Here is a 19970-nt window from a genome sequence, read left to right on the forward strand (position 1 = left end):
TTTGATGGCAAACTGCTAAGTGTCTAAAGCTTTCAGCAATTTAACCTGCGTAAAGAGCGAATGACCCAAACCCTACTCCCTGCTTAAATATTTAAATAAGTATGTGTGACAGTTATTAAGGCGATCGCTGCAATCTTGCCATCTAGATCAGATGTTTTATAATGTTATGATATAAAGATATGTTTTTGCATAAGTTAATCACATAAGTTTTTAACCCAAGTTAATTGTTTATTTAGCTTTGCAAAAACTAAAATTGTAGTAGTGCCAAGTATGCCTCATCCATAGGTTTCAATGAGATGTCGCATTTTCGAGAATTAGGTGTAACGAAACCAATTATCTAAACAAGGTGTGAGGAGTCAAGTGAAAATGTCTAATCTATTATGGAAATCCTTAGTGGTTAGCCCAGCAGTTTTGGGAGCAACATTGTTAGTTTCGGCAACAGCAATGGCGGCCCCAAACCCGACCACGCAAGTATCAGCAGCCAAACAACTAGGTGTAACCGAAGTTGCCCAACAGCCAGAAATATTGGCTCAAACAACCATAGATCAAGTTAATCGCTACAGCAACGAAGGCAACCAAGGTAATTCTCAGTCTCAAGTAACATCGGTTTCTCAATTTTCCGATGTACAACCTACTGACTGGGCATTCCAAGCATTGCAGTCCTTGGTTGAGCGGTATGGTTGTATTGCAGGTTATCCAAATGCGACTTATCGCGGTAATCGTGCTTTGACCCGTTATGAATTTGCCGCTGGTTTAAATGCCTGTTTGGATCGGGTTAACGAATTGATTGCCACAGCAACAGCTGACTTGGTAACTAAACAAGATTTAGCCACCTTACAACGGTTGCAAGAAGAATTTTCCGCAGAATTGGCAACCCTACGTGGTCGTGTAGATTCCTTAGAAGCGCGGACTGCTGAATTGGAAGCGAATCAGTTCTCCACTACTACCAAACTAGTTGGTGAAGCAATTTTTGCCGTTAGTGATGTGTTTGGGGGTGACACCGGCGACAACAACAACACCGTCTTCCAAGATCGGGTACGTTTAGACTTGCAAACCAGCTTCACTGGTAGAGACATTTTACACACACGTCTAGCAGCAGGTAATGCAGCAGCCTTTACACAATTTGATAATGTTGGTGGTGCTCTCGCTACTGCTGAAGGTACACAAACGTTTCAAGTTGGTAATCAGGGTGCTAACAACAGTGTCAATATAGATCGTTTGACTTATGAAGTTCCCATAGGCCCAGCCAACGTTTACTTAGCAGCTAGTGGTGGACGACACAGCCATTATGCAGCCGTCAATAATCCTTACTTTTTTGACCAAACTGATGGTGGTAACGGCGCTTTATCTACCTTTGCTTCTGAAAGTCCCATCTATCGGATTGGTGGCGGTGCTGGTATAGCGCTCAATCTGCCCCTTGGTAAAGGTGGCGGTATTCTAGGAAATAGCTCAATCACTGCGGGTTACTTAGCAACGGATGCTAATAATCCTGGTGTTAGTTCAGGTCTGACCAACGGCGACTATGCAGCTCTTGGACAGTTGAACTTTAGTGTTGGCGATCGCTTGGCTTTAGCTGCTACCTATGTCCACGGATATAGCGCAGGCGGTTTCTTGTTTGACTCAGGTACTTCATCAAACGTAAATAACGCTTTTGCATCTTCTGTTGCAGTAGGTACTCAACAAGCTAACACTCTACTAGGCTCAGGTTCCAGCAATTCTTACGGCGTGTCCGCTGCGTTTAGACCTAGCGACAAGTTGTCAGTTAGTGGCTTCGTTTCTTACCACGATGTCATCGGCTCTGGTATAAATGATGATTATCAAGCTTGGAGCTACGGTTTAGGGGTAGCATTACCTGATTTCGGTAAAAAGGGTAACGTTTTAGGTGTCTTTGCTGGTGCAGAACCCTATTCTTTTAACCGCCCAGGTTTTGGTGGCAACAATGATATACCCTACCACTTTGAAGGCTTCTACAAGTATCGTGTGTCGGATAACATCTCTGTAACTCCTGGTGTAATCTGGTTGACCTCTCCTGGTCAAAACAGCGATAACGATGATGCTATTATCGGTACGCTCAGAACTACTTTCACCTTCTAGAGTGTTGATTATCTGCTGACAAATTTGAACTCTATTTCTCCCCGCCATTAGGCGGGGTTTTTTGTTTTCGGTAATAATAATGGATAAACCCCAGTAGTTAACCGGAGTATACTAGAAAAGTTAGGAGTTAGAAGTTATGAGTTATGGCGGGTTTGACATGAATAGACCAGAGTAATGCCCACTCTACAAGTGACTTACGCCGCGAGCAGCTTTTTATGAGCGAGCTTTTTTAATAGAAGTTGGCGGTATAAAGCTACATATTGCGTAGCATCTTAACTCTAGCAATTTAAAATTTTGAATTTTGGATTTGGGATTGAAGGAAAAAGCGTTCGACTGAGCGCTCACGCCTACCCCTCCGGGGAAGCAAGCTACGCGTAGCGTTCCGTAGGAAAGTCTCAAATCCAAATTGAATGACTCCTAATTCCTAACTTCTAATTTTTACCCCTAACTTTTTGCTGCTTGTGGAACTATCCTGTAAATCGGAATACGCAATTCTCGCCTTATTAGAGATGGCCGCTCATTACGAAAGCGGCGAACCGCTGCAAATTCGACAAATTGCAGCACAACAAAACATACCCGATCGCTATCTAGAACAGCTACTAGCAACCTTGAGGCGTGGCGGTATAGTTAAAAGTCAGCGTGGATCAAAAGGTGGCTATCTGTTAACGCGAGAACCCCGAAAAATCATCCTTTTTGAAATTTTAGAATGCTTAGAAGGGTTAGAGGCGCGGGCTGGTGAAGAAAACGTTAATTCCAAAAGTATAGACAGTTCAGTTATAGAAGAAATTTGGCAAGAAGCAAGCCGCGCAGCAAATTCAGTCTTGCAAAAATATACGCTCCAGGATCTTTGTGAAAAACGAGATTCGCGGCGGCAATTAGATATCATGTACTACATTTAGTCAAGAGTCATTTGTCATTTGTCATTTGTCATTTGTTGATGACTAATGACCAATAACAAATAATTAATAATTAAGGACTAATTTATGCGAATAGCTCGTAACATTACAGAACTTGTTGGTCGTACTCCTTTAGTGCAGTTGAACCGCATTCCGCAAGCAGAAGGATGTGTTGCAGAAATTGTGGTGAAACTGGAAAGTATGAACCCATCGGCATCAGTCAAAGACCGGATTGGGGTAAGTATGATTAACGCCGCAGAGGAGGAGGGGTTAATTACTCCTGGGAAGACAGTATTGGTAGAACCCACTTCTGGAAACACTGGAATTGCCCTAGCAATGGTCGCAGCAGCAAAGGGTTATCGATTAATTTTGACAATGCCAGAGACGATGAGTGGAGAGCGTCGGGCAATGTTGCGAGCTTATGGAGCAGAACTGGAACTAACACCAGGAATGGAAGGCATGAGTGGGGCAATTCAACGAGCGCAGCAAATAGTTAATTCTACACCAAATACCTATATGTTGCAGCAGTTCCGCAATCCAGCTAATGCAAAAGTGCATCGGGAAACTACAGCGCTTGAAATCTGGGAAGATACCGATGGACAAGTCGATATCATTGTGGCAGGAGTGGGTACAGGTGGTACGATCACTGGTGTAGCAGAAGTGATTAAAGCACGCAAGCCTAATTCCAAGGCGATCGCAGTTGAACCAGCCAATAGCCCAGTTTTATCTGGGGGACGACCAGGCCCCCACAAAATTCAGGGAATTGGTGCTGGGTTTATTCCCCAAGTATTAAAGATAAAATTGATTGATGAAGTGATTAGTGTCACCGATGAAGATGCGATCGCTTATAGTCGGCGTTTGGCAAAAGAAGAAGGGCTACTATCTGGCATTTCCAGTGGAGCAGCTTTATGTGCAGCAATTCGCGTTGCCCAACGTCAAGAAAATAAGGGACGTTTAATTGTGATGATTCAGCCTAGCTTTGGTGAAAGGTATTTGAGTACACCGTTGTTCCAAGACCTGGAGGCAAGGTTAGCCACTAGCGTCAGTTAACGATACATTGAATTAATGGTCAATTATAACCACGTTTCTAACCATTACGAAACTCTCAAAGTTAGTCCAAGTGCAAGCCAAGCGGAGATTAAGCAAGCTTATCGCCGCTTGGTTAAGTTGTTTCATCCTGACAGTAATCAGGAAACAGCCGATCGCGAGCAAATTATCCGCATCAATGCAGCTTATGAAGTTTTAGGCGACAACCAAAATCGCCGCAATTATGACCAAGAACTGCAAGATGACTCCCAAAAATTAAATAGCGATCGCCAACAGCGTACAGCATCAGCCCAAAACCATTACCAGACAAGACGAAAAACCGGACGGGATGTTGACGAGCAAGTTGAAGAATGGCTGCGCCAAGTTTATCAACCAGTTAATCGTTTGCTTTGTACCATTCTTTATTCGTTAGAAGAACAAATGGAGCAATTAGCTGCCGATCCCTTTGATGATGAGTTGTTAGATGAATTTCAGGAATACTTAAAAACCTGTCGAGATGACCTCAAGCAGGCACAAACTACTTTTCGCTCCCTGCCAAATCCCCCTAGTCTGGCAAGAACAGCGGCTCACCTCTACTACAGCCTCGATCAAGTAGCAGATGGACTCGATGAATTAGGTTATTTTCCTTTGAACTACGATGAGCGTTATTTACACACAGGTCATGAACTATTCCGCATAGCTACGAGATTACACTGTGAGGCACAAGCATCTGTTACATAGTCATTGGTTATGGGGCATTGGGCATTGGGCATTGGGCATTGGGTATGGGTCTGGGGGTCAATTTCGCTGGATGACTAATGACTAAGAAATTAGTTTATGCTGGAAGCAGAAAAAGATTAAGAAATTTTAAATTCTGCTCATAGTGTACTCATGCAATGCATTGTTAATCGCCGCGCCCAGTTTTCAGCAAGTCATCGTTATTGGTTGCCAGAGCTGAGTGAAGCCGAGAATATTGAGAAATTTGGTGCTGGTACTAGATTTCCAGGACACGGACATAACTATGTCTTATTTATCTCCCTAGCTGGGGAATTGGATGAATATGGCATGGTGTTGAACTTGTCTGATGTGAAACACGTAATTAAACGGGAAGTTACCAGTCAATTGGACTTCTCTTATCTCAATGATGTGTGGGCAGAATTTGAACAAACTCTGCCTACCACTGAGAATATTGCACGGATTATCTGGCAACGGTTAGCACCTCATTTGCCTCTAGTCCGCGTGCAGTTATTTGAACATCCTGAACTTTGGGCAGATTATATGGGAAACGCAATGGAAGCCTACCTCACCATCAGTACTCACTTTAGCGCCGCCCATCGGCTAGCTCATCCTAAACTCAGTAACGAAGAAAACACTGAGATTTATGGTAAGTGCGCTCGTCCCAACGGTCACGGACACAACTACCATCTAGAAGTCACTGTCAAAGGGAAAATTGACCCACGTACTGGCATGATTATTGATCTAGGTGCCCTGAATCAAGTGGTAGAGGATTATGTGTTAGAGCCATTCGATCACACCTTTTTAAACAAAGATATTCCCTACTTTGCCGAAGTTGTACCGACTGCTGAGAATATCGCACTTTATATTAGTAATTTGCTGCGATCGCCTATTGAGGAATTGGGAGCTAAACTTTACAAAGTAAAACTGATTGAAAGTCCTAATAACTCCTGCGAAATCTACTGTACGGAATCAGAATCGGATTCAGTCAGCGCATCCGTGAATCAGCCAGTATTAGCAGGGGTTTAGGTAATTGTAAATTTAGGCATAGGACATAGGGAATTTATCTCATCCCAATGACGCCAGTTGCTTCAAGTCGGCAGAGCCGCCCAACGCACTGGCTCCCCAATGCCCAACTAAAAAAGTTTACTCACTAAGTAATTAAAACCAGGTAACAAAGGACTTGTCAGTTCATCTTGATTGAATAAGGTAGCTGCTAACTTTAATGCAGCCTGTTCGCGTCGATAAACCTCAACTTTCTTTTGTACAGAATTGCAAATCCAATATTCCTGAACCCCTTGCACTGAGTACAACTTTAGCTTTGTTTCCCTGTCACGTTTCTCATTTTTTTCACCGGGAGATAAAACTTCTACTACTAACTCTGGTGCGCCCGTGAGGTGTCCAGCCTCATCTAGCAAGTGTTTTAACCGTTCATGACTTGCCCACACTACATCAGGGATCACATTGTCCGAATCTGAGAAAATAATTCCAGGTGCGATCGCAGCTTTACCCAGACCAGTTTCATCTGACCAATTGTTAAGAACTGTAACAATCCTGCCGCAGCTCGTTTGATGATCCCAACTAGGTGATTTAGTCACAAATAGTTCTCCATCAATAATCTCATAGCGATTTCTGCGATCGCCAGCAAATAGCTCTAGGTCAGCAGTCGTCCAACGCACTGGAGTTGTTTGCATAGAAACCCCCTAGCCTTTTCCTAAATCATATTTTAAAAATACCGACGGCGGGCGGAATGTCGCAAATAGCGATAAATGCCCCACGCTAAAACTCCAAAAAAGAGATTTAGTAAAAAGCGACTAAATATAAACCACAAAATATAAGTGTCAAAAAGCTTTGATGGACTCAAAGGACTAATTTTCCTGACTAAGAGAAACAGCCCAAAAATAGCATTTCCACTCAGCACGAGGGCAAACAGCACTAAACTCCTCTGCCAGTAACGGCGCTGAATTGTACGGTCTGAAATTAGGGTAATTACAGGTTTACCTTGCACTTTTCGCAGTAATTGTTCTAGTCGCCAAAACATCCACAACAGAAAGGGAAATAAACCATAACTTAGGAAATGTAGGGGTAGTGAGTAACGCCAAGCACTAGATAAGACATTAACTAGGGCATGGCAGATTACAGAATTTAGCCAAGCCCTAAAAATAAACTTCTTGTCTCGATTTAACCGAGTATTAGAGGAAATATAGGTTCCTAAAGCATATCCCCAAGGAGCAGAGAACATGGCGTGGACTGGCGTGCCAATAGTCCGGTCAAGAATTGATGCGGTATCGTGGAAAAGGTAAATCCAGTTCTCTTCGGCAGTAAATCCAAGAGCAACAGCGATGGTGAAGAGGAAAACTGTCGAGTGAAGTAATCGATATTTGCGTTGCAGATAGTAGGTTGGGACAACAACCGCAGCTAACTTGCAGCCTTCTTCAATTGTGCCTACTTCCACAAGCTGCCGCAAGGCTATACCAGGAAGCCAACGTTTGAACTGTTGCCAGTCTACAAAATAGTTCGCTACAGTTTCAAAAACCCATTCGAGGCTAAGGGCTAAGATCCCAGATATTGCCCCGATGATAAAGAACATCAGTAACTTTAACAGAGGTGGGGCAAATGGCACCCGACAGTAGTAGTAGCCTAGCAGCAGCAAAGGTGGTATTAATGCCCACAACACTAGAGATAAATCAACCACTCACCTGAGCGATCGCTGTACGGTGACGGTGGGTATTGTTGGTGATAGTGGGAGTTTGGAAACCCGCTTCAACAATAGCTTGCTCAATGTCCAAAGCAAAATATTCATCTAAATACGGTTCAGTACTTTTGAGCAAAGTCAAAATGTAGGCTGGCATTTTCTTGTAAACTTCAGATTTGGGATTCATATCCATGATTGCCAAGTAGCCACCCGGACGCAACACGCGCCGCATTTCAGCTAAAATCTGTCGGGTTGCTGATTGGGGTAATTCGTGGCACATCAGGAAAATGGAAACTAAATCAAATGAGGCATCAGGTAGCCCGGTAGATTCAGCTTGGGCATGAAGCCAGTTAATTTTAGCTTGACGTTGCCCAGCGCGGTAATTGGCAACAGCTAAAAAATAGGGAGAGGTTGAGTCGATGAGGGATATTATTCCCTGCACCTCTCAGTTAAATCTGGGCGTGCGACTTTCACCGCACCCAGCTTCCGATGTTCTCAGCTTGCGCTTTTGCTCATGTGTTTGTAATCGTGGCAACTCTCATGAATTGCTTCCAGATTATTTTTCTTCCAGTTGGGGTGATTTCCATCGATGTGATGCAGATTAATCCGTTCTTCATCGATGAATTTTAAACCGCAGGAAGCACATCTATGGTTTTGCTTCTTAAGAGCAATAGAAGTTGTTCCGCCGTCATAGAGTTTACTTTTGCGTTCGCTCCAGTAGGCTGTATCTCCGTCATAGGGGGATTTTACTCCTTTGACCATGACGTGTTTATTTTCGGAGTAGGGAACCGTTGGGAATGCTTTGTCTAGTAATTTCTTGCTAGAGTAGCGATTTTGATTGGTTTCCTTGTTAAATACCCTGTAAGCTCTTGTTTCGATGTGGTATAGCGAGTTTCTAGACCCGTCCATCTTGCAGAACTTATGGTAATTTCTCCAACCTCTAACTACCGGGGCTAATATTTCAGCCTTTTTGGTAGCACCATAATTCGAGTTGTTGACGATGTGTTTTACTTTCTTACGGAACGCTTTGAAGTTATCTACTGAGGGAATACATCTAAACTTTCCGTTTTTCTGGACTTTAAAGTGCCAGCCGAGGAAATCAAACCCATCTGTCGCGGCGGTGACTTTGGTCTTCTTTTGGCTTACATTCATTCCGCGTTTGCGGAGGAACTCGCTGATTCTTTCAAGTATCTCTGTCGCATCATCTTGGGGGCGGAGTATAATAACCATGTCATCCGCGTATCGGATTGATGGCTTGACAATTCTCTTTTCTGGAGTGTTGTCTGTGATACTTCCACCGGATTTGTATCCGATATGGTATCTATGTATACTCTCAATCCCGTTGAGTGCAATATTTGCTAGTAATGGGCTGACCACTCCCCCTTGTGGGGTTCCTTGTTCAGGAAATTCTGGATTTACCCCTGCCTTGAGGCATCGGAATATACCGAGTTTTAGTCCTTTAGGGGCAATGAGTTCGTCCATTATTGCTGAGTGGTTAATCCTGTCGAAGCATTTTTCGATATCGAGTTCGATGACTCGTTTTTCTGTTCCATTGGATTGGGAGCGAAGGTTATTAAAGATGTGGGTTTGTGCATCGTGGGCAGAGCGCCCAGTTCTGAACCCGTAGCTCCTGGCGTGGAAGGTGGCTTCGTGTGCTGGTTCGAGTGCATATTTTGCGAGGCATTGCCAAGCTCTGTCCGCGATGGTTGGTATCTTAAGCATTCTGGTAGTCCCGTCCTTTTTGGGGATGGGGATTTCCCGTAGTCCCTGATGCTTCCAATTTCCACTGTTCATTTTCAGTAGTTCTTCAAGGTTGAAGCGTTCCATGAATGAGAGGGATTTCTTCCCATCAATACCAGCCGTCTTTTTGCCAGCATTTAGCTGAGATACAAGTCTAATTGCAAGAAATCGAGCCGAGGTGGATTTTAGAATAAGCTTTTGTAGTGACCTAGCTTTCCGCTTGTCTCCAACTTGAACAGCTTTATACACGCGCTTTTGAAGGCGGAAAAGGTTACGGCGGAATTTCTTCCACGGTAACGCTCTCCAAGATTCACTAGTTTTGTAACTGTGTCTAATCATTTTCTCTTCTCTGGTTAGTGTATTCTGAACACCTCGAACCAATTACGGTTCGTCCTACCCGAATTGTGGGAATTCCGCTTCTCGTCTAGCCTACTTGGGGTTCGACTGCCCCTTGACCCACAACTCGTTTTTATTCGTTCCCTCGGAGAGATTGATTGTTCCGTTAGATGTAGCCATTTCGACTACTGGATTCCCTTGACTCTTGCCGTTACTGACTTAAATGTTCGGCGGGAATTATCTCCAGTGGGGTCAGGGATTTTGCGTTGCGCCCTGCCCGGGCTTTAAGTCGCTTTTCTAGGCTCTGTTTCATCATAGGAACTCCCTATTAGCGCCAGTGTCAACCCGCAACGGTCGTCTGATTGCGCCCTGTTCCCAGCTTCACTCTACAAGAACCGAGCTTGTTCGGTGTGGGCAGATAAGGAGTCAATTCTGAGTCTGAATGGCAGGACTTGCACCTGCATCTGACCGAGAGTTCAGCCTTAATGACAGTAATCTGCTGTCGGACTGGCTTAGTTATGTACGGACTGATACCGTGATTCACTAAGCAACGAATCGCACTAAGTCTAAGCCTGTAATTTTGGTATGGGGATAAATTTCTTGTAGGGCAAAACTACTCAAGCCAACACTACATCCTACATCCAAGATGTCTTGCGGCTCATGGGGAATTTGACTCTTCAGGATATTGTGGTAACTTTGACGGAGCATTGGATCGCCTTGCGCTTCTTCAGCCCTCTGCCAAATCTTAGCGTGGACAGCATAAGCAGCAGGTTCTACCTCAAAAGCAGCTTGCCAACTGAGATTTCCGGTTTCGTAGGCATGGAATGAGGTGACGTAGTAATCGGGGTAGGAAAGCTGAGGATTTTCTACTTGAGCAAGATCGTCCTTCCAATCACGCGCTTGTAGTGTTTCGACTTCTTGCGTCCAAGGCACACCAATTCTCTCGGCACGTTTAATCATCATTTGTCTAGCTTGATGCTTGGCTAGGTTAGCTAAAGGCTGGATTGCCAGTATGCCATTTACCAAGCGGGAAGCTAAACCAGGATTAGTGTTTACAGCAGCAGTCATAAATCAGTTTGCATTTAACAGCCTTTTCTACTTATGACATAGTTACTGGAGGCGAGTCTAGATGCAAATTGAAAAACATTCTGGGGAATGGGGAGTGAAGAAGGGAATAGGTTACAGGTTATAGGGTAGAGAGTAAAGGTTATTCTCTATCATCTGTAATCTAAAACAGTTTCCCCATCTCGCATCCAAAAGGTTATTCCCTATCACCTGTAACCTGTCACCTAATCCCCATGCCCCATTCCCTATTTTGCAGTGGGCTTAAGAGCTAACAACATCTCTAATTCACTGGTGGATTTATCAGGGCTAATAGCGGTAAAACCAAAACCACGAATGGAATTCAAAATGGTGATGGTATCAGCGTTAGATGATACAAAACTATTGATCAGGGACACAGTTTTAGTTTTATCCATATCTAGGTAGAAATAGCCGCCATTGGGCTTTTGCAAAGAACCAGTTACGGCTTTGAAAGCGTCGCTAGTGTCAAGAGATGGATTTTTGCGATCGCTAACTGCGTCAGCAATGGGGCCACCAATAGCTACAAATACAGTATCTTGATCCAGCCAACCATGTGCCAATAAAGCTCCTTGTCGAGGAATTTGCCATTCAGTTACGTCTTTCCCACCGATATTTCTGTTGGCGATGTTGATTTGTTGGGTTTTTGCAAGAGTATCCAATTTTGTCAAGGTGGCTTCGGCAGTTTTGCGATCGCTAGTATCAAATACTAAAGCACCTCCAAAACCAACACTCGCTAATACTCCTTGATTTGATGGAATCGCACCAAAGGCAAATTCCCCATTCATCCAGCCAAAAATATCCTTATCTAGGTCTATATTGGCGAATTTCAGTTGTCCTCGCGCTTGTTCCAGAGCTTGCTTCATTTCTGGATAATCTTTTGACTGCTCTACCAGCACTTCCCAACCACGGCTGATACCATTTCCGCTAATCAGAGCAAAGGTATCGGCAGGAAATTGCCCGACTATATTCCCAGGACTTGATTGATACTGAAATTTATTTAATTGCGGATCTAAATTAGCGATCGCTTTTACCCGCACTCCCGCATCATCAACACCAACACCCGCTACTACAGATTTTATCTGCTTCAATTGCGTCAGGGTTTGTGGAGGTAACTGCTTTGCCTGCGGATTTCCAGCGGTTAATTGCTGTATCATCCCGGCATAGTCTGGTACATAAATTTGGGCGAGGCTGTTTTTAACATCCACTCCTTTAAGAATGCTGCTAGCACCTTCTTTACTGGCAAAAGAAGACTGTCCCTTAAACGTATCAATTGCTTTTTCTACAGCTTGCTTTTCGGAGGCTAATACCAACTGACTATCATTTAAAACTACGCTATACGTCGGCTTACCATTTTGTGTAGTTTCGACAATTTTTTGACCTTGATAGTCAGATTCCTGTAATTTCACCCCTTTTTGTGACTTTAATTTGTTAGCAAAATTCAACGCGCTGAGTTTGTCCTTGATTCCCACCACTATCAGGATATTTGATCCCTGCTGTAAATTTGTTGGTACATTAGGTGCCCCAGAGGGCACGTTTAACTGTGCCGGTTTTACAGGATTTGGTGGCAGTACAGCAATCATGACACCACCAGCCCAAGGCTTTATGTCTTTTTCATAAGAAATGTTACTGTCACTGAACATTTGCTTATTGAAATCTTCCAGACCTTTTGCTACTAACTTTTGTGCTTCTGGAGTGCCAAACTGCTGTAATTTTGCCCAGGCTTCAGAGTCATTAGTAATATAAGTTGCCATCAGTGCTGTTGAAGGCACTACTTTAGCACTGCCTAGAGCGTCTGAACTACCTCCTGGTGAGCCTTTAAAGTACGTGTAAGCCGCTATACTTCCTGCGACAACGACGGCAGCACCAACAGCAGGAATGAGAAATTTTGATTTACTTTCAGGCATTTTGTTATCCTCTTTTGCTCAGATTGTCACCGAGATTTATACAAGTGTCACTGTAGAGTTTTCGGATTTATAATAATTTCCGCTAATCCATCGTTAGACTAACCCATGACAAAAGGATTCAGCCGCACACTCATTGGCAAGCTGCACGTCTACCTCCCACTTGCAGAAAATTATTGCTTTTGACATCTTTGATGGGATATTAATCATAAAAATTCTCTGTTAAACGTGATGTCTCAATTAGCAAACAATCCAACTTAAAAGTGATTTTTCACCACAAATGGTGTTTCTGCAAATTAAATACATAGCAATCCTATCTGATTTGTAAAAATTGCAAGGGTAAGATTCCCGACAACTCTTATGAAGTTGAGAATCTCATTGTTTACGCATGATTTCAGATTGCTATAGCACTTGGATCTCGCAGTCCATCTATACAGCAAACAAGCTAGCGATGTCTGCGACGGGCTACGCCTACGCCGATTTGTTAAAGAAGTGAAGAGGATTTAACAAGCGCAACGTCAATCTACAAGCGTTCCCTCTGAATCGACGTTTACGGGCACTCGCCAGTATGGGAGTTTTTACGGAGACAGAAATCTGTTATTGTACTCTCACACAACTGGTATCCTGCATTTAGTTTCAACTCCAGTTGGTATTTACTGATAAAATTAGTAATCCTACAAATTAGCGGTCTAAAATTACTCTCAAAAATACTTCAACCAGATGAGGAGCGAATCTGCAAATGATATGTTGTTCATTTTAAACAAAATAGCGTGTTCAGCAGCAAGCTATCCTAAAGTTATAAAAATAATTAGGAGTATTTGTACTTAATGAGAATCTATTGAGGTGCAAGAGACTCTTGACTCAATGCCAAAAAAGTGCAGAACATCACCAAAAGTAAATGCGGCAGGGATATGGAAAAAATCCCAGGATCGGTAGCCAATCTTCGGAAGTTCGGATGAGATTAATTTCAATCCCCAATCCCAAAGGAGAGTTCTCACCTCCATAATGCCCTGTTGATTTGGTAAATACATCAAACACCGCTATTTTACTTAACTACATCCAACCAAGCCAGACTTTTCAGGATTACAAGGTCAGTAAGCATCAATGTCGCAGTCTTATTTTGATACAGAGAATAACGGACACAAACCTTTTGAGTTACCGGGAGCAAGACCACACTACAACCCCGATCGCCCCGGACAGGTAGAGCATATTTTTCTCGATCTCAGCTTGGATATCCCCAAGCAAAGCTATCAGGGCAGTTGTAGCATTCGCCTCTTGCCAATCCGTAATGGTATTGATCGTTTGACTTTGGATGCTGTCAACCTAAATATCGAGTCTGTGCAGGTGGACGAAGTACCACAAAATTTTGACTATGACGGGGAACAGCTTTCTATTCAACTTTCTGAAGCAACCCAGATTGGTCAACGCTTGCTGATTGCGATCGCCTATTCGGTGGCAAAACCGCAACGCGGTATTTATTTTATTCAACCAGATAAGCACTACCCAAACAAGCCTACTCAAGTTTGGACTCAAGGCGAAGACGAAGACTCTCGCTTTTGGTTCCCCTGCTTTGACTATCCAGGACAACTATCTACTTCGGAAATTCGCGTCCGCGTTCCCAATCCTCTTGTAGCAATTTCCAACGGCGAATTAGTTGACACCACAGAAGATGGTGATTACAAAGTCTATCATTGGTTACAGCAACAAGTTCATCCTACCTACTTGATGACTTTAGCAGTAGGTGATTTTGCTGAAATTAGAGATGACTGGAAGGGTAAAGCTGTCACCTACTATGTAGAAAAGGGACGGGAGGAAGATGCTAAACGCAGCATGGACAAAACTCCCAGGATGATCGAATTTTTGAGCCAAAAATATGGTTATCCATACCCTTTTCCGAAATACGCCCAAGTTTGCGTCGATGACTTCATCTTTGGCGGCATGGAAAACACTTCCACAACACTGTTAACAGACAGATGTTTGCTGGATGAACGCGCCGCCTTAGATAACCGCAACACTGAAAGTTTAGTTGTCCACGAACTCGCGCACCAGTGGTTTGGTGATTTGGTGGTGATTAAGCATTGGTCTCATGCTTGGATTAAAGAAGGGATGGCTTCTTACTCTGAGGTGATGTGGACAGAACAAGAATATAGTCTAGAAGAAGCAGCTTACTATCGTTTATTGGAAGCTCGTCGTTACTTAAGTGAAGATAGCAGTCGTTATCGCCGTCCAATGGTAACGCACGTTTACCGAGAAGCTATTGAACTTTACGATCGCCACATCTACGAAAAAGGATCTTGTGTATATCACATGATTCGGGCCCAATTGGGAGATGAGTTGTTTTGGCAGGCAATTCAAACATTTGTCCAAGATAATGCCCACAAAACTGTAGAAACAGTAGACTTACTCAGGGCGATCGAAAAGGCAACCGGACGTAATCTTTTGTTCCTGTTTGACCAATACGTTTATCGTGGTGGTCATCCCGATTTTAAAGTAGGTTACTCTTGGGATGGAGATGCTAATTTAGCAAAAATTACAGTCACTCAAACCCAAGCTGATGAAGGTAAAAATGGCAGTAAGGATTTGTTTGATTTAAAAATACCTATTGGTTTTGGCTATACCCAACAGGAAGAAGTGAGGAGTGAGGAATTAGGAGTTAAAAATAATTCCAAACTGATAACTCCTAACTCACAACTCAAAACTTTCACCGTCCGGGTGAATGAACGCGAACAAAGCTTCTACTTTCCCCTAGAAAATAAGCCCCAATTTATTAGCTTTGATGTTGGAAATAATTACCTAAAAACAGTAACTTTAGAATATCCAATCGCGGAGTTAAAAGTACAGTTAGAATTCGATCCCGACCCGATTTCGCGTAGTTATGCAGCAGCAGCTTTGGCGAAAAAAGGTGGGTTAGAAGCAATCATTGCACTGTCTGCATCACTAAAAAATGACCCATTGTGGGGTGTGCGGGTGGAAGTGGCGAAACAACTAGCCCAAATCAATTTAGATCAAGCCTTTGATGGCTTAATTCCTGGGTTAAAAGATAAAAATGCTTATGTGCGACGAGCTGTAGTGGAAGCACTTACTCAATTCAAAACTGCTGAAAGCTATAAAGTTGTGAGAGGGTTAGTGCAAAAGGGAGATGCCAGTTATTACGTGGAAGCAGCAGCTGCTCGTGTTATCGGGGCGATCGCCTCATCAAACTTGGAAGAAAAACCCAAGGAAGACAAGGTATTAAAGCTGCTAAAAGGCGTTTTAGAAGAAAAGGCGGGTTGGAATGAAGTCGTGCGGAGTGGGGCGATCGCCGGTTTAGCTGAATTCAAAACTTCGGAAGCAGCTTTAAATCTGCTAATCGAATACACCAAACTCGGTGTACCACAACCCCTACGTTTAGCCACAATTCGCGCTTTAGGAAAGATTTCTGTTGGTCAAAGTCCGGCTAATTTGGAACGGATTTTAGAAAAATTAACAGAACTAGCCAAAGAAAGCTTCTTTTTAACGCAAGTGTCGGTAGCAGCAGCATTAGGACAAATGGAAACACCCAAAGCAGTGGGGATTTTGCGATCGTTAGCTGAACAAACAGCTGATGGGCGTGTACGTCGCTCTGCTGAAGAAGAAATTTCCAAGGTGCAAAAAAACATTGGTTCAGAAAAAACCCTGCGTCAATTGCGTGAAGATTTCGATCAACTCAAACAACAAAATCAGGAATTGAGAAGCCGTTTAGAAAACTTGGAGGCCAAATCTAAATAGCACTACATGACAATTAAAAGCAGGTAATTGGTAATTGTGGCAAAGCTATTAACAATTACCAAGGTTTTAGTTGATACTGTAATTTTATTGTGGACACATAAAATATTTTATTTTCCACTTAAATCACAGGTATAAATAAACATAGTATCAAGATCCCCGACTTATGTTAGAAGCCGGGGATCTTTATGTTGTAAGCGGTTACTGAGTTTCAATTTGCATATATAGATACATATTTATATTTATATAAATTAAAGTTAAGAAAAGATAAAATCATCTAAAAGTTGGATAAGTAGTTGTAGTTTTATAAAGTATAATTAAGAAAAAGATAAACAAATCTAGGCAGTAACGGATGCTAAAATCGCGTCGAACACTATCCCCAAAGGGTAGAGTTCTAGTTGTTTTAGATAGAAGACTACCGCTATCCTGCAACTTACAACTAACTTGTAGGTCAGGAGAAAAACAATCATTGTAAATTTTTCAGTTGAAGAGGCAAAAAAAGGCGTGGGTCAGTATCAACCTGCTCAACTAAAACTCTATAATCCAGATGCGATCGCTCGCTACTATAGTTACCGTCCTTGGCTAGCCTGGGGGCGAGTGCTGAGAATTATCTCCTCCTTTGCAGGATTTATATTCGGTCTGAAGTGGGACGAGTGGCAAGATAAAGTTGAGCAGAACAAGGGTAAACGAGCTATCCAGTTGCGAGAACTGCTCACCCGCCTCGGCCCGACTTTTATTAAAGTTGGTCAAGCCCTCTCCACTAGGCCTGACCTGATACGCAAAGATTTCTTAGAAGAACTGATAAAGTTACAAGACCAGTTACCACCTTTCGATAATGCGATCGCTTACCAGATTATCGAAAGTGAACTAGGCCGTCCTATTAGCGAAAGCTTTAGCGAACTGTCACCTCACCCAGTAGCTGCTGCTAGCTTGGGTCAAGTGTACCGGGGTCGTCTGGTCAGCGGTGAAGAAGTCGCCGTAAAGGTGCAACGCCCCAACTTACACCCGGTAATTACACGCGACTTATATCTGATGCGTTGGGCAGCCGGTTGGCTAGCTCCTTGGTTGCCTTTAAATCTCGGTCACGACCTAACTTTAATTGTGGACGAGTTTGGCACGAAGTTATTTGAAGAAATTGACTATATTAATGAAGGCCGCAACGCCGAAAAATTTGCTAGCAATTTCCGCAACGACCTACAAGTAAAAGTTCCAGGCATTTATTGGCGTTATACCAATACCCACGTTCTAACCCTGGAATGGATTGACGGCTTCAAGCTAACGGATACTCAACGCATCCGCGAAGCAGGTGTAGACCCAGAAACGATCATCCAAATTGGTGTTACATCAGGATTGCAACAGCTTTTAGAATATGGCTTCTTCCATGCTGACCCTCATCCTGGCAATTTGTTTGCTGTAGCCGATGGTCGTATGGCTTATATTGACTTCGGCATGATGGATCAGTTGGAAGAAAGCACCAAAGAAACGCTGGTCGATGCACTAGTGCATTTGGTGAATAAAGACTATACCGACTTAGCCGAAGACTTTGTAAAATTAGGGTTTCTGACTCCAGATACGAATATTTGCCCGATAGTGCCAGCATTAGAAGCGGTGCTAGGAAACGCTATTGGTAAAAATGTCAAGGATTTTAACTTCAAAACTATTACCGATGAATTTTCGGAACTGATGTACGAATATCCTTTCCGAGTTCCGGCCAAGTTTGCTTTGATTATTCGTTCTCTAGTTACCCAAGAAGGTATTGCCCTTAGCCTTAACCCCGATTTCAAAATTGTTGAAGTGGGTTATCCCTATATAGCGCGGCGGTTGCTGACAGGAGAATCGCCGGAATTACGACGACGATTATTGAATGTGTTATTCAAAGATGGTAAATTTCAGTGGCAGCGGTTAGAGAATTTAATTGCGATCGCTCGTAGTGATAACAACTTTGATGTATTGCCCACAGCGCAGATGGGGTTCCAATACTTAATGTCGGAAGAAGGCAAGTTTCTTCGGCGACAGTTGGTGCTTGCTCTCACCGAAGATGATCGCCTGCACACTGAAGATGTCCAAAGGCTGTGGAACCTGGTTAAAGATGACTTAAAACCGGATCGTTTATTAAATGTAGCGATCGGTATTTTAACAGAGTTATCCAGAGAAGGGGCAGCCGCTATCTTGCCAAAAGCGACATTACTTGGGTCTTTTGCTGAGAACCAGTCAACAAATAAAAAGTAAAAAATCTTTAATATAAATTAGGAGTTTTCATGTATTATTTTCCTGAGCAACCGCCTTACTTTCTCCTACTTGTTGGCTTTTTGATAGCATTAACATCTGGTTTGGCATTATCTGGCACTTTGAAAGTAATTGTGCAGAACTGGCCAAGTGAACGAGCAGAAAATACTCAGCCACGTTCCTCACTGAAACAATTACTTATACCATTTATCGGCATAACAGGCGGTACTTGTCTATTTATGTCTTCAGGTTTAGAGATATTTGGCTTTCCGTCATCCTTGGCTTTAGGAGTCGGTCTACCAATTAGTCTGTTTACTTGTTTGCTAGTTTGGTTGCAGTTGGGAAGTATGATGACTTTTATAGAACGTGAAGGTATGCAATCTTTAGATTTAGATTCTTTTTCTTAGAAAAGAGTAGGAAATTAATAATTTAAAATTAAAGAGAGTTTCAGACTCTCTTTAATTTTTATTGAGCAATTCTATGCTTGAAGTTGCGATACTTTAGCTTAATATTGTTTATTCTTTGCTGAATAAAGCTACTAGTGGACTTTTGCATAAGTTTTAGCTTGCTTGGGCGCTTAAAGCTTTGAGGACGTTTTTCAGGTGATTTTAAATAGCGATAATGTAAGAATACATCGCGGTAAGCAATATCAACATCTTCACCCCCACAAAGCCTCGTAAAAGCTGAAGAAGATACACTCATATAGTGTAAGTATGTCAATTTCTGCCCTTGGTCGTAAAGAATATTATCTACAACATCAAATTTAGAAGTCCAATGGCAACCAGTCGCTTTACCGTGATAGGCGTAATTGTAGTAAGAAATTCCACTACGTAAAACTAAATAGTTGAGAACTGTTTGATCGGAATCTGCCCATGCCAGTGCATCAGCTTCACCTGCTTCTAAGTTTGCTAGTAGATTTGCTAACTTAGCATCGTCAAAAACACCTTTTTTAGAAGCAAACCAACCAGAACAAAAAATTTGATTCCTAATATCTTCTATCGGAAAAATCTCACCAAGCTTATCTTCTGTCCAGTTGAAAATATAATTCAAATCGGATCTATATTGAAAGTCATTCGTAATCCAATCATATTCATCCAACTTTTGATAAACATCATCGAGTGATTTCATCAATAAGGTATCTCCATCAAAGAAGATAAACTTGTCAAATGGGCCATCTAGACAGCAAAGTTTTCTATGTCTTTCTATGCGATAATTATCTGGCAAACCATATTCTCGCCATAGCTTTAACGCCCTTGGGTGAGCTTTCCAGATACGAGAGCCAAAGTCCTCCCAGTAGGCTATAGAATCAGAATTTTCAAATAAAGTAACATTATCTCTAGATGCAATTTCTGCCTTTACTTTCTCTAGCTGGTCATTATATGGAATTACACAAACAGGAATTTCTCTACCAGCATTAGCTTCTATGCTGTTGAGCAAAGCAACTAGTTGGTCATAGACAACATCATTCGCTAAGGTGTAAATACCATCAATCAT

General features: G+C 42.6%; 13 protein-coding genes and 2 pseudogenes. 8 read left to right on the plus strand and 7 right to left on the minus strand.

Annotation, left to right across the window (positions count from 1 at the left end):
* Window positions 1-366: 366 nt before the first annotated feature.
* The 5 genes from CDG76_RS28090 to CDG76_RS28110 all read left to right on the plus strand — a co-directional run bounded on the left by CDG76_RS28090 (window position 367) and on the right by CDG76_RS28110 (window position 5780).
* On the plus strand, window positions 367-2094 hold the full coding sequence (locus CDG76_RS28090) for an iron uptake porin (RefSeq protein ID WP_094352152.1): 1728 nt from the start codon (window positions 367-369) through the stop codon (window positions 2092-2094).
* Window positions 2095-2555: 461 nt separating this feature from the next.
* Window positions 2556-2993, plus strand: coding sequence for an RrF2 family transcriptional regulator (locus CDG76_RS28095; RefSeq protein WP_094352153.1), 438 nt, complete (start codon window positions 2556-2558; stop codon window positions 2991-2993).
* Window positions 2994-3077: 84 nt separating this feature from the next.
* Entirely contained in the window at window positions 3078-4040 is a 963-nt protein-coding gene (cysK, locus tag CDG76_RS28100) for a cysteine synthase A (protein WP_094352154.1), read from the plus strand.
* Between the two features lie 15 nt (window positions 4041-4055).
* Complete coding sequence (locus CDG76_RS28105) at window positions 4056-4757, plus strand: J domain-containing protein (protein ID WP_094352155.1); 702 nt, start codon at window positions 4056-4058, stop codon at window positions 4755-4757.
* A 150-nt stretch (window positions 4758-4907) separates the two neighbouring features.
* Window positions 4908-5780 carry a 6-carboxytetrahydropterin synthase gene (locus CDG76_RS28110; protein WP_094352156.1) on the plus strand — a complete coding sequence of 291 codons (873 nt, stop codon included), beginning with the start codon at window positions 4908-4910 and terminating at the stop codon, window positions 5778-5780.
* 107 nt (window positions 5781-5887) lie between these two features.
* Here the strand turns inward: CDG76_RS28110 and CDG76_RS28115 are convergent, their stop codons facing one another.
* From CDG76_RS28115 to CDG76_RS28140, 6 genes and pseudogenes are all read right to left on the minus strand, one after another.
* Window positions 5888-6445, minus strand: a complete 558-nt coding sequence (locus tag CDG76_RS28115; RefSeq protein WP_094352157.1) for a Uma2 family endonuclease — start codon at window positions 6443-6445, stop codon at window positions 5888-5890.
* 32 nt (window positions 6446-6477) lie between these two features.
* Complete coding sequence (locus CDG76_RS28120; RefSeq protein ID WP_094352158.1) at window positions 6478-7446, minus strand: PrsW family intramembrane metalloprotease; 969 nt, start codon at window positions 7444-7446, stop codon at window positions 6478-6480.
* Window positions 7439-7855, minus strand: a pseudogene (locus CDG76_RS28125) (class I SAM-dependent methyltransferase); the annotation flags it as partial. The gene CDG76_RS28120 and the pseudogene CDG76_RS28125, both read right to left, overlap by 8 nt.
* Before the next feature lie 86 nt (window positions 7856-7941).
* Complete coding sequence (locus tag CDG76_RS28130; protein WP_094348548.1) at window positions 7942-9525, minus strand: group II intron reverse transcriptase/maturase; 1584 nt, start codon at window positions 9523-9525, stop codon at window positions 7942-7944.
* Window positions 9526-10083: 558 nt separating this feature from the next.
* Window positions 10084-10590 (minus strand): annotated as a pseudogene (locus tag CDG76_RS28135) (SAM-dependent methyltransferase); the annotation flags it as partial.
* 242 nt (window positions 10591-10832) lie between these two features.
* Complete coding sequence (locus CDG76_RS28140) at window positions 10833-12509, minus strand: DUF3352 domain-containing protein (RefSeq protein WP_094352159.1); 1677 nt, start codon at window positions 12507-12509, stop codon at window positions 10833-10835.
* Window positions 12510-13610: 1101 nt separating this feature from the next.
* Between CDG76_RS28140 and CDG76_RS28145 the strand changes: the two genes are divergently transcribed.
* The 3 genes from CDG76_RS28145 to CDG76_RS28155 all read left to right on the plus strand — a co-directional run bounded on the left by CDG76_RS28145 (window position 13611) and on the right by CDG76_RS28155 (window position 18883).
* On the plus strand, window positions 13611-16253 hold the full coding sequence (locus CDG76_RS28145) for a M1 family metallopeptidase (protein ID WP_094352160.1): 2643 nt from the start codon (window positions 13611-13613) through the stop codon (window positions 16251-16253).
* A 501-nt stretch (window positions 16254-16754) separates the two neighbouring features.
* Window positions 16755-18479, plus strand: a complete 1725-nt coding sequence (locus CDG76_RS28150; RefSeq protein WP_094352161.1) for an ABC1 kinase family protein — start codon at window positions 16755-16757, stop codon at window positions 18477-18479.
* Window positions 18480-18508: 29 nt separating this feature from the next.
* Window positions 18509-18883 carry a hypothetical protein gene (locus CDG76_RS28155; protein ID WP_094352162.1) on the plus strand — a complete coding sequence of 125 codons (375 nt, stop codon included), beginning with the start codon at window positions 18509-18511 and terminating at the stop codon, window positions 18881-18883.
* Between the two features lie 58 nt (window positions 18884-18941).
* Here CDG76_RS28155 and CDG76_RS28160 read toward each other — a convergent pair whose 3' ends face one another.
* A complete protein-coding gene (locus tag CDG76_RS28160) occupies window positions 18942-19970 on the minus strand; it encodes an Npun_R2821/Npun_R2822 family protein (RefSeq protein ID WP_094352163.1) in 1029 nt (342 codons plus the stop codon).

The sequence above is a fragment of the Nostoc sp. 'Peltigera membranacea cyanobiont' 210A genome, from assembly GCF_002246015.1.
In the GTDB taxonomy this organism is placed as follows: Bacteria; Cyanobacteriota; Cyanobacteriia; order Cyanobacteriales; family Nostocaceae; genus Nostoc.

Coding starts and splice junctions, on each gene's coding strand:
- CDG76_RS28115 (WP_094352157.1), bottom strand. CDS start 6,445: ATGCAAACAACTCCAGTGCGTTGGACGACTGCTGACCTAGAGCTATTT.
- CDG76_RS28155 (WP_094352162.1), top strand. CDS start 18,509: ATGTATTATTTTCCTGAGCAACCGCCTTACTTTCTCCTACTTGTTGGC.
- cysK (WP_094352154.1), top strand. CDS start 3,078: ATGCGAATAGCTCGTAACATTACAGAACTTGTTGGTCGTACTCCTTTA.
- CDG76_RS28105 (WP_094352155.1), top strand. CDS start 4,056: ATGGTCAATTATAACCACGTTTCTAACCATTACGAAACTCTCAAAGTT.
- CDG76_RS28145 (WP_094352160.1), top strand. CDS start 13,611: ATGTCGCAGTCTTATTTTGATACAGAGAATAACGGACACAAACCTTTT.
- CDG76_RS28110 (WP_094352156.1), top strand. CDS start 4,908: ATGCAATGCATTGTTAATCGCCGCGCCCAGTTTTCAGCAAGTCATCGT.
- CDG76_RS28090 (WP_094352152.1), top strand. CDS start 367: ATGTCTAATCTATTATGGAAATCCTTAGTGGTTAGCCCAGCAGTTTTG.
- CDG76_RS28140 (WP_094352159.1), bottom strand. CDS start 12,509: ATGCCTGAAAGTAAATCAAAATTTCTCATTCCTGCTGTTGGTGCTGCC.
- CDG76_RS28130 (WP_094348548.1), bottom strand. CDS start 9,525: ATGATTAGACACAGTTACAAAACTAGTGAATCTTGGAGAGCGTTACCG.
- CDG76_RS28160 (WP_094352163.1), bottom strand. CDS start 19,970: ATGATTGATGGTATTTACACCTTAGCGAATGATGTTGTCTATGACCAA.